The following is a 12,794-nucleotide window of genomic DNA, read 5'->3' as shown; positions in this document are numbered from 1 at the left end:
ATGAAGGCCCTTCTCCCCGCCGTAGCGCTTCTCGTTCTTTCCGCCTGCGCTACCTTGCCGCAAACACCGGCGCCGCAACCCGGCCAGGCTGTCTTTTCCGATATCCGCCTGGACAGCGAAACCCCAGGCCTGGCGAAACTCACCAGACCGCAATATGAAAACCCGATCCTGCCGGGCTTCTATCCCGATCCCAGCATCACCCGCGTGGGTGATGATTATTACCTGATCAATTCGAGCTTCGCCTATTATCCCGGCATTCCGGTGTGGAAATCGCGCGACCTCGTCCACTGGAAACAGATCGGCAATGCCATCGACCGGCCGGGAATGCTTGACTTCTCCGGCCTGGCCACTTCCCGCGGCGTGTTCGCCCCCGCCATCAGCCACCATGACGGCCTGTTCTACATCATCAACACCTGCGTCGATTGCGGCGGCAACTTCGTCATCACAGCGAAAGACCCCGCCGGTCCGTGGTCTGATCCGGTCTGGCTGCCCTTCGGCGGCATAGATCCGTCGATCTTCTGGGACGATGACGACAAGGCATGGATCGTCTGGAACGATGCGCCGGAAGGCCAGCCGCTCTATGAAGGCCACCGTGCCATCTGGATCCAGCAATTCGACCCCGCCAGGATGCAGATGGTCGGCGAGAAGCATGTCGTCGTCAACGGCGGCGTTGATATCTCAAAAAAACCGGTCTGGATCGAAGGGCCGCACATCTACAAGGTGGATGGCCGCTATTATCTGATGGCGGCGGAAGGCGGCACCTCGGTCAATCATTCGGAAGTGATCCTGAGTTCCGATAAGGTAGGCGGACCATATGTGCCCTATGCCGGCAATCCCATACTGACCCAGCGCGACCTAGATCCGGCGCGGCCCATGCCCATTACGTCCGCCGGTCACGCCGACCTGGTGCAGACGCCAAACGGCGACTGGCACGCCATCTTCCTGGCCGTCCAGCCCTATGAGGGCAATCTCTACAATACCGGTCGCGAAACCTTCATGCTGCCGGTAAGCTGGCAAAAGGATAATCAAGGCATCGCCTGGCCGATCATCCTGCCCAAGGGCGTGCCGATTCCGGCGGCGGTCGATCTGCCGAACCTGCCTGGCCAGGTGCAGGAACCGCACTATACCCGCTATTCACACCATTTCGGCTACAGCTATGGCGGCGCCATGCCGCTCGACTGGCTGCAAATCCGCACGCCGAAGAGCGACTTCCTGACCGTTTTCAATGACGAAACGGTCGGCCTGACCGCCCTGCCGGAGGCCATCGGCGATGTGCAGTCGCACCCCGCCTTTATCGGCCTGCGCCAGAAGCATGTGAACGCCACCTTCAGCACCGTGGTCAATTACCGACCGCTTAAGGAAGGCGACCGCGCCGGCATATTGGCCGTCCAGAACGACGACTTCTATATCTTCTACGGTTTGGCCATGCGTAACGGCAAAACGGTGCTGGAAGTCACGCGCCGTTCTGGACGCAGTGATCCACTGGAAGGTGTGGTCATCGCTTCCCAGCCTGCGCCCATAGGGCCGGTAACCCTCAAGGCCGACATTAAGGCCGGCCGTGCCACCTTCAGCTACGGCAAGGGCACGACAATAGCCGCGGATGTCGATGTGACAAATCTGTCAACAGACAAGGCTGGCGGCTTTGTCGGCACGCTTATCGGCCCCTATGCCTATGGAAAAAGGCCGTAATTGATGTAATCTCCCGGATAATAACAATATTATCCGGGAGAAACCTATGAACCGTCGCCATCTTCTGATGGGTGCTGTCTGCGCCACCGCCTTTGCCTCTCGTGCCTTCGCGCAGGACGACATTTCCAAAAAGCTGATCAACGAACCGGGCGCCTGGAACATCTACGGCGCGGCCCAGACCAACAAGCGCGTGAAGGACGACAAGGTTCAAGGCGGTCAGGCCATGGAGATCAAGATCGCCGGCACCGGTGGCAATCCGTGGGATGCCGCCGCCGAAAGCCCGATCACCGGCAAGATCACCAAGGGCGACAAGATCGTCGCCGCCGTCTGGGTGCGCACGAAAACGGCAGATAATGCGCCGGTCAATCTCAATATGCGGATGCAGGTCAGTTCGCCGCCTTATAATTCCTTCGGCGAAAAAGCGATCAGCGTGGGTACAGACTGGCAGATGCAGACCCTCGAATTTACCGCCGCCGAGGACCATGCGCCGAATACCGCCGCCATGACCATCCACCTCAATACCGGCAAGCAGACCATCTATCTCGGCCCCGCCTTCATCCTCAATATGAGTATGGCGTAATTATTTCATCCGGCCCACGATGGTCCCGCGTCCGTCCGGCGATATGTACAGCGTACCGTATTCACGCGGATCGCCGGCAATGGCGCGCATCCGGCCAAACCGATGCGCGTCGTCATTGATGCGCGTCCAGTTGGTGCCCGTATCATCCGAGCGCCACAGGCCCTCTTCGCCCTTTACCTGGCCCCACAAGAAGACCGCCGGATAGTCATGCCCCGGCGCTGGCTTGCCAAAAGTCACCTGCCATGCGGCATCGATGCCGGATATCACCGCCTCTCCATGATTGAGCACAGTACCCGCCGCCAGCCACAGATCGCCTTCGCGGCCAGGCACGGCGCGCAACTGCCCCTCACCTGCCGCAAGCGCGTAAAGCGGCGCGAATGATGCGCCTGAATCCCGGCTGACCAACACCCGGCCCGTGCGGCGATCGAACGCATAAAACACTGCGTCATTGACCGGGTCGGCAATGGCTTCCTGGCCGCGTTCCGCCTTCGGCCAGCCAGACGAAAGCGCCCAGGTTTTGCCGAGATCGCCCGAATACCAGGCGCCTTCATTTTCAGGCACCCAAACAAGATTCGTACCCTGGCTCGAAACCACCAGCTTGCCGGCGCGATGATTATGCCAGTCGGTCGTGGCCAGGGGCGGCGGTGGATTCAGCGCGATCCAGGTTTCGGCACCATCGGTCGAGATATAGCCATGCACGTCCTCGGCATCGACGCTGCGGACGATAATATTGGGTTTCCGCGCAGCAAAGGCCACGCTTTGGTTGGTCTTGTTGGTCGGTGAAAACAGGCCATGCGAGGGCGTCTTAGTCAGGTCGGGGAAGGCCGAACCGGCGACATCGCCCGCCGCCACCAGCACCTTCGGTCCTTCGGGCGGGCTCTCAAGTCCTAATATAACCGTTTCTTCGAGATTATTGTTTTCAAAGGCGAATTCAATCTTCTTCTCACCGCCCAGTGCATCGAGGTTTTCCGTCATCCAGACGCCGTAGCCGGTGCCGTAGAGCAATTCTTTCGGATTGAACGGATTGATCTTCACCGCATCCATCCAGTGACCCATATGTTTGCGGGCTACGGCATCCTTGTCGTCACCGCCCATATAATCGATCAGCCACGGATGCCCCGTTACATCGTGCGATGCCTGCGGCCCGACCGGCGTCCAGTGCGTCCCGCCATCGCGGCTGACATAGAGGTCATCACCGCTGCCGCTGTAACGATCTGAGGTCGAGACCACCAGCAGGCCGCCCTGCAGATCGAGGCCGGAATAGCCGAAGGGCGTCTCTTTGGAAGGCTTGGCCGGGGTGATGTCGGTCCAGGTATCGCCTTTCAGCTTCCAGACCGCGCCATCAGTCACACCATGCGGGCCGAGATTATCGCTGAAGGTGGCATAGAGCGTACCGTCCTGCCCCATCGCCATCTGGTGCGGGATCATCTTTGGCGAGCCTGGCACGGCGGCGAAAGTCTTGCCGCCATCTATACTGCGGAACAGCCCTTCCCCCACCTCGCCGGAACCGGCATAGATCGTCTGCCCGCTGATCAGCACCGCCGTCACCGACTTTTGCACGTAAGCCGAGCGCGTAAAGCTCCGGCCGCGATCATGACTGACCCACAGGCCATCCTGATTGGTGCCAAGCCACAGAGTATTGCCATCCGCCGGATCGACCTCGAGGCGTTCGCCGGTGCCCCGGCCCATGGCATTGCCGCCGAGCTTGATGCCCGGCAGGCGTGTGACCTGCCAGGTCGTGCCACGATCCTCCGAACGCACCACCGCGCCATCCGGCACACGGTCGCTGAGATAAAGCCCGCAAGTGGCATAGAGCCGGTCCGGGTTGTTCGGATCGACCGCCATGGTCATAATGCCGAAACAGTCCCAGTCGTCCCGGCCGAAGCTATCCATCAGGGGAACCCAGCTTTTACGCGCATAGTCGAAGCGATACATGCCGCCGACATCAGTGCGGGCATAAAGGATGCCGGGCGTTTTCGGGTGATAGAGAAAGCCATCGACAAAGCCGCCGCCCTCGAACGGGACGGTCTTCCAGTCATAGGATTCGGCCCGCGCCAGACCACCCAGAGAGATCAAGGTGCCTGCCAGAATCGCCGCCCAAAGACGTTTGCCCGTCATTTCCTGCTCCTGATTATTATGGTTCGACATCATGTTAGCGCTATCCACGATGTTTTGTCAGATGAATTTCGCTTTATCCATAAAAAAGCGGCGGCCTGCTCGAACAGGACCGCCGCAGTCGGGGGACACTCAGGAAATGGATCAGAAGCGGTAGGCAATGCCCACGGAAGCGACCACGGGATCAAGCTTGACCTTGGAGACCAGCGCGCCGTCATTGATCTTAGCGTCGGTCTTGTAGAAGACTTTCTTGACGTCGAGATTGAGCGACCACGGCCCTTGCAGCGCCACATCGACACCGGCCTGGAGCGCCGTGCCGGCGCCGCTCTTCAGCCGCACCTTGAAACCGTTCTGATCCTTGCCGCCATACCAGTCCATATAGTTGACGCCGGCGCCGACATAGGGGCTGACCTTGCCGGTCGGATTGAAGTGATATTGCAGGGTCACCACCGGCGGCAGCACCCAGGTTTCATGAACCTCGACATCGGTCGACGGCCCCACGGCCTTGATCTGGTGCTTCGAAGTGCCGAGAATGCCTTCGACCGCCACATGATCGGTGAAGAAATAACTGAAGCCGAGCGTCGGCACGGTGCTGTTATTGACAGCGACACTGAGGCCGGAAGCGATGCCCGCCGCCGTTTTAATGTCCCCGTTTTCATCGGGTGCCACAGTAGTCACACGAGCGGCGACGATGAAGGTGCCTTTCTGCTTGGGTGTGTAATCGGCCGCGTGGGTGACGCCGGCAGTGGCGACCAGGGCAAGTGCGCCTACAGCGGCGATAAGTTTGAGATTACGTGTCATGACAGCCATGTTCCTTCTTGCTGAGGTGATGGCGTCCATATATCCATAATTTTTATATGGATAACCTGCGCATCCTGCCGCGCGTCAGGCTGTCGCAGGCGTACAAATCTACAGAATATGTTATCCTGACGTTATGACAAAGACCGATCAGCGCGTGGCCTATGCCCTTTACTTCGTAGCCACATCGGTTGTGACCGGGTGCTTAGCTGTCGTCTGGTATTTGTCCCCACTCGACCTGGGCTTTAAGAGCTGGCCCGAAGCTAACCGCGATGTACTCGAACATCTTTATCAGGCATCATATTGGGCCGGCATTCCTGCAATTCTTATCGCGCAGGGCCTCTCATTGGTTCTTTTTATTTTCAGGAACCGAAAGGGGGCTTATTGATTGCCGGCCGTCTCGATCGGTCTGTTTCTAACCTGTATCGTGACACTGATGTCGAACCTGAATTAGATGTCTTCCGCCCCGCCCTTCGCCTTGGCGGCACTTTCCTCGCGCAGGGGCTTACGCGTCGGGCAGACCTCCTGAAGGTAACCATCCAGCGAATTAACGATATGGTCCTGGACGATGCTGTAATGGATGTACTTGCCCTTCTTAACGCTGGAAATCAGGCCGGCGTTTTCAAGGATGCTGAGGTGCTTTGAGAGCGACGGCTTGGCCATGTCGAAGCGCTCGGCGATCTCACCCGCCGTCATCGTGGCCTTGGAAAGATAAGCCAGTATCTTCAATCTCGGCTCCGAAGCCAGGGCTTCGAAGGTTTTTACCATAGGCTTCATCTGTGACTCATAATTCGCTGGCAGGCTAAATGTATCCAGCTTTCCCCGGCACTTCAAGGCATCTTCCGCTAACGCACTGAAACTGCCATAAGTCGCCGGGAATCTTAAGAAAGGCCCTGCCATGCCCACACCGATCCGCAATATGACGCCCGAAGAGGTCAGCGCTGCCCTTGACGCCGATGAAATCCTGCTGGTCGATGTGCGCGAACCGCATGAGTTCGCCGATGCCCGCATCACCGGGGCCGTCAACTATCCGCTGTCGACGCTCGATCCGTCCGCCCTGCCCGCGGCGGAAGGGAAATATGTGGTGCTGTCCTGCGCCGGCGGGGTCCGCTCGGTAACCGCGGCGCTGCAATGCCAGGCGGCGGGCATTGATATCCATGACCACCTCGCTGGCGGGCTCCGCGCCTGGGCAATGGCCGGATTGCCTATCGAACACTAGGCGCAACGCCGAGCGGTGACTGCGGTCTGCACCGGGCTGAAAATGCCGAATGACACGCTGCCGCCACAGTGAAAATCAGCGCAACTGAAGGCCCATTCGATAATATCGAGATACATGGCCCCCACCCGCGCCTCATTGACCAGTTGCCGCACCGATTCCTCGCGCTGGCCACCGCATTTCTCACAGGTGATCATGAGCCGGCAGCCGGCCGGCAAATCTCTCAACTGCGTTTCGCAGAACCATGACATGGGCATATCTCCGATCACCAATGTTCTTATTTTGTTCTCACGCAATGGAAGAGTCAAGCCGCCGCCCGTGGATAAGTCTCAGTCCAGTGTGGAGCGATATCTTGCCATCGCCACCGCCGTCGCCACGGCGATAAAGATCAGCATCGGCCAGATATTCGGCCACATGGCGGCAAAGTCCGACCCCTTCAGCATCACGCCGCGCACCACGCGCAGGAAGTGGGTCAGCGGGAAGACCTGGCCGATCCCCTGCGCCCAAGCCGGCATCCCGCGGAACGGAAACATGAAGCCCGACAGCATGATCGACGGCAGGAAGAAGAAGAAGGTCATCTGCATGGCCTGCATCTGCGAGCGCGCCACGGTGGAAAACGTAAAGCCCACGGCCAGGTTGGCGATGATGAAAAGACCCACGCCCAGGGACAGCAGCCAGACCGACCCAAGAAAGGGCACGCCGAACACGAAGGTCGAAGCCAGCAAGACAATGGCCGTTTGTACAATGCCGACGCCGATATAGGGCACGATCTTGCCGGCCATGACCTCCCACGGCCGCGCCGGCATGGCCAGCAGGTTTTCCATATTGCCGCGTTCGGTTTCGCGCGTCATGGCAATGGAGGTGATCATCACCATGGTCATGGTCAGGATGACGCCGAGCAGACCCGGCACGATATTATACTGCGATATGCCTTCCGGATTATACATGCGGTGGATGACGATATCGATAGGCGGCGGCCCCTGCGCCAGCGAAGCCCATTCGCCCTTCAGATCCTGCTTCAGCGCCGATTGCGTGATCTGCTGGATCATCCCCACGGCATTGCTGGCCGCGGAAGGATCGGACGCATCAGCCTCGATCAGCAATTGCGGCCGGTCGCCGCGCAGCATGTCGCGCGTGAAGCCGGCGGGCACGGTAATCACAAAGGCCGCTTCGCCCGATTGCAGCGCCTTTGTCCCCGCTTCGGCGCTCTGCACCTCGCCCTGGATGTCGAAATAGCTGGAGTTTTGCAGCCCGGCCGTAAGGGAGCGCACAATGGCCGAACGGTCCTCCAGATACAGCAGGGTCGGCAGGTGGCGCGGATCGGAATTGATGGCGAAGCCGAACAGGATCAGTTGCATGATCGGCATGACGACCATGATGGCCGAGGTCAGCCGATCGCGCCGCATCTGGATGAATTCCTTGGTCAGTATGGCGCCGATGCGCCGCCATGCGCTCATTTCAGGCCCCCACCGAATTGTCTTTGCTTTGCCCCATCAGGTGAATGAAGACATCCTCCAGATTGGGCCGTTCCTGGCGCCATTTGATACCAGCCACCTGATGCGCCGCGACCAGACGTTTCAGCGCGTCCAAATCGCCGCCGCTGACATGCAGGGCATTGCCGAAATAGGCAACATGATCGGCGCCCGGCTGGCCGCGCAGCCGTTCCATCAGGTCGCGTACACCCGCGCCTTCAGCCACGAAGGTGTAAAGGCCCGACTGGTCGATAATGTCTTCCACCCGCCCCTGCGCCATCAGGTTGCCGTAGGCGATATAGGCGATCTGGTCGCAGCGTTCGGCTTCATCCATATAGTGGGTCGAAACCAGCACGGTCATGCCTTCGGAAGACAAGCGGTGAATCTGGTCCCAGAAGTCGCGTCGCGCCTGCGGATCCACGCCGGCGGTCGGCTCATCGAGCATTAGCATTTTCGGATTGTGCAAGGTGCAGGCGGCCAGGGCCAGGCGCTGCTTCCAGCCACCGGACAGCGTGCCGGCCAGTTGCTTTTGGCGCGAAGTTAAACCAAGCGTTTCCAGAGTTTTATCAACGACCTGTTTCTTTTTCTTCAGGTCGTAGAGATTGGCGACGAACTCCAGGTTTTCGCGGATCGACAGGTCTTCCCAGTAGGAAAACTTCTGCGTCATGTAGCCGACGCGGTTCTTGATCTCGCGGCTTTCCTTGAGGATATCGAAGCCGAGGCAGGTGCCTTCGCCAGCATCGGGTTTCAGCAGGCCGCAGAGCATACGGATGGTCGTGGTCTTGCCGGAGCCGTTGGGCCCCAGAAAGCCCCAGACCTGGCCGCGCGGCATCTGGATATCAACACTGTTGACAACCTTGAGCTTGCCGAAGGACTTGGTCAGGCCGGTGACATTGATGGCGAGGTCAGAGGGTGTGTCAGGCATGGGAAACCCGCAGTCCTTCGCCCGCCCCATTCATGGGGAGGGGGGACCATCGCCTGCGATGGTGGGAGGGGCCTTCGTCGGTGGAATTGCCCCTTCCGTCACGGCGCACGCGCTGCGCCACCTCCCCCATTAATGGGGGAGGCGAAATCAGAATTTGCGCTTCCCTTCCCCTCACAGCTTGACATCCACAGGCTGTCCCGCGTGTAACGCTTCGGGCCTTGAAGGCGTTGCCTCGACCAGGAACATCAGCTTTTGCCGCTCCTTGACGCTATAGATCACCGGCGGCGTAAACTCGGCCTCCGACGAGATAAACCGCACCCTCGCCGTCTGCGCGGTGCAGCCATCGCAGCCGATATGCACCACCGCCCCCACCTTGAACTTGCTGAGGTCAGCCTGCGGCACATAGAACCGCACAAACTCACGCCCTTTCGGCCGCACCGTCAGCACCGCCGCGCCCGCCGCCACGAACTCGCCGGGCTCACGCAGGCGCTCATCCACCAGTCCGGTCAGGCGCGCCTTCACGTCACGATCATCGACCGTATATTGCGCCCCGGCGACATCGGCGCTGGCGGCCGCCGCTTGGGCTTGGGCCGCCTTTTGCTGGTCCTCGCGGGAGGCCAGGCGCTTCTCGGCGATCAGTTTATCAATATTGACCAATTGCGCCTGGGCCGATTTGGTCGCGGCCCGCAAGCTATCCATCTGCGCCGCCGAGACAAAGCCCTTCGGCTCAAGTTGAGCATAGCGCGCCTCATTAGCGCGTGAGAGATCAAGCTGACTTTGCGCCTGGATACGCTGCGCTAAAAGTGGCGCGATATCGGCCTCGCGCGCACCCTTGGCCAGGTCAGCCGCCTGTGCCTGCGCCGCCTGCGCCCGGCTTTCTGCGCCGCTCAGGGCGTGTTCGGCCTGCGTGGCATCGAGCCGGAACAGAGCCTCGCCATCCATCACCGCATCGCCACGATCAACATTGACAGCCGCCAGCCAGCCCGACTGCGGCGCATTGATACTGACGGTCTGGCTCTCGACATAGCCGCTGTAGCTGTCCGCCGGTTTCGACTGGCAACCAGCCAGCACAAAGCAGGTGCTCAAAAGCAAAAGATTACGCATGACCGAGACCTTTCAAAAAGACACGCACATGGGTTTGCAGGTAAGGCAGGGGCGGAAACGGCGTCTCCTCGCCATCGGCAAAGACCAGCGCCCACAGCGCGGATTTCAGCACCGGCGCGATGACCAGATGCGCGGCCATGCCGGCCTCGATGCCGGATATTTCGCCGCGATCGAGCGCCCTCTGGAACAGGCTGGTGAGTGCTGCCAGCATCTTCTGCACCACCTCGCGGCGGTAAAAAGCGGCCAGTTCCGGGAAGCGCCCGGCTTCAGCGATAAGAAGCTTGGGGTATACCGGCAGCCGCCCCGCCTCGATCGCCATAGCCGCCATTTCGACCATCCGCATCAGGGCGGGCTCCAGCGGGCCGCCATAGCCCTTGAGAAAGGTGGAAGCCAATTCGACGCGCGGGGCAATATCGCGCATCACCAGCGCCTCAAACAGGGCCTGCTTGGTCGGGTAATAGAGATAGACCGTCCCCTTGCTCACCCTGGCCGTCCGCGCCACGTCTTCCATACGCGCACCCTCGAAGCCGTGCCGGGCAAACTCCTCCAGCGCTGCATCGAGAATATCGGCCTGGCGCACTTCCGGCGCGGCCCTGCGTCTGACGGTTTTTTCCATTGGCGGCTTATTTATGGTACTGACCGGTCAGTACTATAATCGAAAATGGAAAACCCGACAAGACCGAACCTGCCGGGTCGGCGCCTCAGATCTTCAGGAAAATCTTCTTCAGATAAAAAGGCAGGACGAACAGCCAGCAGATGACGAGCACGCCCAGCGCGAACAGGAAGGACATGGCGTAAGGGTCGACGATGACGCTGTGCATCCAGCGCGTGGCTATCCCCGCCAGGCCGGTGACATCGAGAAAGACCGAAAACAGCCAGGCGAAGACATAGGCCAGGATCGCATTGGTGCCGAAGACGCGGATCGGCATGGCCCATTTCGTGTGGCCCATCCGGTCCATGACCAGCATGAGGCCAGACAGGAGCATCATGGCCAGGCCACTGGTCAAAAGCGCGAAGGACGAGGTCCACAGCTTCTTGATGATCGGAATCTGGCTGTCCATCGCCAGGCCGGCAATCACCAGCATCAGCCCGGCCAGGGCCACACTGCCAACAGCTTTCGCCGGCGTCTGCTTCTGGATCAGCAGGCCGATCAGGAGCCCCGCCAGGATATTGAAGATCGCCGGGAAGGTGGAAAGCAGGCCCTCCGGATCATAGACCACCTGGCCCGCCTCATTGGTGCCGCCCTGATAGATGTGCTGGATGCCGGGAATGATGCGGTCGATATAGGCCGGCCATGACCCTTCCGGTCCGAAGGAATCGCCGAGACCATAGCCCGGCACCGGCACGAATTTCAGCAGGACGGCATAACCCAGGACCAGCCCGGCGGCCCAGATGGCCAGCGGCCGGGCATGGAGCACCAGCCTGCCGCCTTCGATATGGCTGTGCAGCAGCACCAGGCCGGAAGCGAGTCCGTAGCACAGGCCGATTCGCTGCAGCACGCCCGGATAGCGCCAGTGGGCGAAATCAAAATGCGGCAGCAGGTTGAGGAACAGGCCGATGGCGATGAGGATGGCGGCCCGGCGCACCACATGGACCGCCATCTCCGCTTTACCGCCCTCGCAGATCCGCCGGCTCATCGACAGGGTCATCGAAATCCCGACGCAGACCATGAAACCGGGAAACACCAGGTCGGTCATGGTGAAGCCGTGCCATTCGGCATGATCGAACGGCGGCCAGATATGCGACCAGTCACCGGCATTATTGGCCAGCAACATGCCGATGATGAACAGGCCGCGCAGGATATCCAGCGCCTCGAAGCGCTTCGCCTTTGGCGCCTCGACCTTCGGCTGCTCCCGCTTTTCAAACTTGAGTATCTCGGCTGCCACCTGCGCCCCCTGCTTTTTATTTCCCAATACAGTCTCACAGCTTGCCGCCCCTGCCAAGCCCCAACTGGTTCCGTCCACATAGAGACCAATAAGGCACCAATAAAATGTAAGGCCAGCCTTACATTTTTTCACGATGTCAGGTTGACATTACATTCGCATGATGTAAGGTCAGCCTTACACCGGTGATGTCACTTACTCTATCTGGAACCTGACCCATGAACCTGAAATCTCCCGCCGCCCGCTACTCCACCGGCATGGCCGTCTGGATGGTGCTCTATGCCGCCGCCCTGTTTGGCTCGATCACCCTGATACAATCCCAGGCGCCGACCGGCGCGCTGCTTTATGCTTTGGCTGTCCTGCCCGCCCTGCCCATTGGGGGCACCATCCTGGCCTTCCTGGCCTATATCGAACGGGTGGATGAATACCTGCGGGCGGTGCTCGTCAGGCGCTTCATCATCGCCACCGGTCTGACCCTGTTTATCTGCACCGCCTGGGGTTTTCTCGAAAACAATGCCGGCGCGCACCACTTCTCGCTTTATCTCGTCTATCCGCTGTTCTGGGGGCTGTTCGGTGCCACCAGCCTCATCCTGAGGAAAGCCTCATGAAACAAAACCTGCGTGAACTGCGTACCGAGAAGGGCCTGACCCAGGCCGATCTCGCCACCCAACTCGGCGTCTCGCGCCAGGCGGTCATCGCCCTGGAAACCGACAAGCACTCGCCGTCGCTCGATCTCGCCTACAAGATTTCCGCCGTGTTCGACCTGCCCGTCGAGGCGATCTTCCAGAACCCCTACCGCTAACCCCACTTTAAAAGGCAAAACCCATGTCACTGCGCATCCCTTCGGAGCGTACACGCTCCCCCCTTGCCCGCAACCTGTACCGCATCCAACTCGCCACCGTCATCTTCGGCACGGGCATCTACGCCGTCCTCCTGCTCGAACCGGGGCACCACCTGGCTCAATTCTTCATTTCTTTATTCACCACCCTCTTCAACGCCCTTACGAGGTAAT

15 protein-coding genes are annotated in these 12,794 nt (G+C 60.0%); 6 read left to right on the top strand and 9 right to left on the bottom strand.

Going from position 1 to position 12,794, the window contains the following annotated elements:
* Together NVV72_14210 and NVV72_14205 are read left to right on the top strand one after the other, a co-directional pair.
* Positions 1-1,689, top strand: coding sequence for a glycoside hydrolase family 43 protein (locus NVV72_14210; protein ID MCR6660429.1), 1,689 nt, complete (start codon positions 1-3; stop codon positions 1,687-1,689).
* A gap of 46 nt (positions 1,690-1,735) precedes the next feature.
* Positions 1,736-2,269 (top strand): hypothetical protein, encoded by a 534-nt coding sequence (locus NVV72_14205; protein MCR6660428.1) that lies wholly within the window; start codon positions 1,736-1,738, stop codon positions 2,267-2,269.
* Here the strand turns inward: NVV72_14205 and NVV72_14200 are convergent, their stop codons facing one another.
* The 3 genes from NVV72_14200 to NVV72_14190 all read right to left on the bottom strand — a co-directional run bounded on the left by NVV72_14200 (position 2,270) and on the right by NVV72_14190 (position 5,959).
* Positions 2,270-4,387 carry an exo-alpha-sialidase gene (locus NVV72_14200; GenBank protein ID MCR6660427.1) on the bottom strand — a complete coding sequence of 706 codons (2,118 nt, stop codon included), beginning with the start codon at positions 4,385-4,387 and terminating at the stop codon, positions 2,270-2,272. It lies immediately after the preceding gene.
* A 141-nt stretch (positions 4,388-4,528) separates the two neighbouring features.
* A complete protein-coding gene (locus NVV72_14195) occupies positions 4,529-5,194 on the bottom strand; it encodes an outer membrane beta-barrel protein (protein ID MCR6660426.1) in 666 nt (221 codons plus the stop codon).
* Between the two features lie 438 nt (positions 5,195-5,632).
* Positions 5,633-5,959 (bottom strand): metalloregulator ArsR/SmtB family transcription factor, encoded by a 327-nt coding sequence (locus NVV72_14190; GenBank protein ID MCR6660425.1) that lies wholly within the window; start codon positions 5,957-5,959, stop codon positions 5,633-5,635.
* 121 nt (positions 5,960-6,080) lie between these two features.
* Here NVV72_14190 and NVV72_14185 point away from each other — a divergent pair, with 121 nt between their 5' ends.
* A complete protein-coding gene (locus NVV72_14185) occupies positions 6,081-6,401 on the top strand; it encodes a rhodanese-like domain-containing protein (GenBank protein MCR6660424.1) in 321 nt (106 codons plus the stop codon).
* On the opposite strand, the gene NVV72_14180 is transcribed toward NVV72_14185, so the two are convergent.
* The 6 genes from NVV72_14180 to NVV72_14155 form a co-directional block, all read right to left on the bottom strand.
* Positions 6,398-6,649, bottom strand: coding sequence for a hypothetical protein (locus NVV72_14180; protein MCR6660423.1), 252 nt, complete (start codon positions 6,647-6,649; stop codon positions 6,398-6,400). The genes NVV72_14185 and NVV72_14180 overlap by 4 nt on opposite strands.
* A gap of 78 nt (positions 6,650-6,727) precedes the next feature.
* Entirely contained in the window at positions 6,728-7,855 is a 1,128-nt protein-coding gene (locus NVV72_14175; GenBank protein MCR6660422.1) for an ABC transporter permease, read from the bottom strand.
* A gap of 1 nt (position 7,856) precedes the next feature.
* On the bottom strand, positions 7,857-8,795 hold the full coding sequence (locus NVV72_14170; GenBank protein ID MCR6660421.1) for an ABC transporter ATP-binding protein: 939 nt from the start codon (positions 8,793-8,795) through the stop codon (positions 7,857-7,859).
* A 171-nt stretch (positions 8,796-8,966) separates the two neighbouring features.
* Complete coding sequence (locus NVV72_14165; GenBank protein MCR6660420.1) at positions 8,967-9,899, bottom strand: HlyD family efflux transporter periplasmic adaptor subunit; 933 nt, start codon at positions 9,897-9,899, stop codon at positions 8,967-8,969.
* Entirely contained in the window at positions 9,892-10,515 is a 624-nt protein-coding gene (locus NVV72_14160) for a TetR/AcrR family transcriptional regulator (protein MCR6660419.1), read from the bottom strand. The genes NVV72_14165 and NVV72_14160 overlap by 8 nt, the downstream gene beginning before the upstream one ends.
* A gap of 85 nt (positions 10,516-10,600) precedes the next feature.
* Positions 10,601-11,785 carry a DUF5009 domain-containing protein gene (locus tag NVV72_14155; protein ID MCR6660418.1) on the bottom strand — a complete coding sequence of 395 codons (1,185 nt, stop codon included), beginning with the start codon at positions 11,783-11,785 and terminating at the stop codon, positions 10,601-10,603.
* 215 nt (positions 11,786-12,000) lie between these two features.
* Here NVV72_14155 and NVV72_14150 point away from each other — a divergent pair, with 215 nt between their 5' ends.
* The 3 genes from NVV72_14150 to NVV72_14140 are packed head-to-tail and all read left to right on the top strand — an operon-like array spanning position 12,001 to position 12,793.
* Positions 12,001-12,390: a hypothetical protein gene (locus NVV72_14150; GenBank protein ID MCR6660417.1), complete on the top strand. Its 390-nt coding sequence runs from the start codon at positions 12,001-12,003 to the stop codon at positions 12,388-12,390.
* Positions 12,387-12,584, top strand: a complete 198-nt coding sequence (locus NVV72_14145; GenBank protein MCR6660416.1) for a helix-turn-helix transcriptional regulator — start codon at positions 12,387-12,389, stop codon at positions 12,582-12,584. Before NVV72_14150 ends, NVV72_14145 begins: the two co-directional genes overlap by 4 nt.
* Before the next feature lie 23 nt (positions 12,585-12,607).
* Entirely contained in the window at positions 12,608-12,793 is a 186-nt protein-coding gene (locus tag NVV72_14140) for a hypothetical protein (protein ID MCR6660415.1), read from the top strand.
* Position 12,794: the final 1 nt, after the last annotated feature.

Origin of the sequence: Asticcacaulis sp., from assembly GCA_024707255.1 — a bacterium.
GTDB lineage: Bacteria > Pseudomonadota > Alphaproteobacteria > Caulobacterales > Caulobacteraceae > Asticcacaulis.
The sequence above is the reverse complement of the archived record's forward strand: the minus strand, read 5'-3'. Positions and strand labels throughout refer to the sequence as shown.

Coding starts and splice junctions, on each gene's coding strand:
- NVV72_14150 (MCR6660417.1), top strand. CDS start 12,001: ATGAACCTGAAATCTCCCGCCGCCCGCTACTCCACCGGCATGGCCGTC.
- NVV72_14145 (MCR6660416.1), top strand. CDS start 12,387: ATGAAACAAAACCTGCGTGAACTGCGTACCGAGAAGGGCCTGACCCAG.
- NVV72_14205 (MCR6660428.1), top strand. CDS start 1,736: ATGAACCGTCGCCATCTTCTGATGGGTGCTGTCTGCGCCACCGCCTTT.
- NVV72_14190 (MCR6660425.1), bottom strand. CDS start 5,959: ATGAAGCCTATGGTAAAAACCTTCGAAGCCCTGGCTTCGGAGCCGAGA.
- NVV72_14200 (MCR6660427.1), bottom strand. CDS start 4,387: ATGACGGGCAAACGTCTTTGGGCGGCGATTCTGGCAGGCACCTTGATC.
- NVV72_14165 (MCR6660420.1), bottom strand. CDS start 9,899: ATGCGTAATCTTTTGCTTTTGAGCACCTGCTTTGTGCTGGCTGGTTGC.
- NVV72_14175 (MCR6660422.1), bottom strand. CDS start 7,855: ATGAGCGCATGGCGGCGCATCGGCGCCATACTGACCAAGGAATTCATC.
- NVV72_14210 (MCR6660429.1), top strand. CDS start 1: ATGAAGGCCCTTCTCCCCGCCGTAGCGCTTCTCGTTCTTTCCGCCTGC.
- NVV72_14195 (MCR6660426.1), bottom strand. CDS start 5,194: ATGGCTGTCATGACACGTAATCTCAAACTTATCGCCGCTGTAGGCGCA.
- NVV72_14170 (MCR6660421.1), bottom strand. CDS start 8,795: ATGCCTGACACACCCTCTGACCTCGCCATCAATGTCACCGGCCTGACC.
- NVV72_14140 (MCR6660415.1), top strand. CDS start 12,608: ATGTCACTGCGCATCCCTTCGGAGCGTACACGCTCCCCCCTTGCCCGC.
- NVV72_14185 (MCR6660424.1), top strand. CDS start 6,081: ATGCCCACACCGATCCGCAATATGACGCCCGAAGAGGTCAGCGCTGCC.
- NVV72_14180 (MCR6660423.1), bottom strand. CDS start 6,649: ATGTCATGGTTCTGCGAAACGCAGTTGAGAGATTTGCCGGCCGGCTGC.
- NVV72_14160 (MCR6660419.1), bottom strand. CDS start 10,515: ATGGAAAAAACCGTCAGACGCAGGGCCGCGCCGGAAGTGCGCCAGGCC.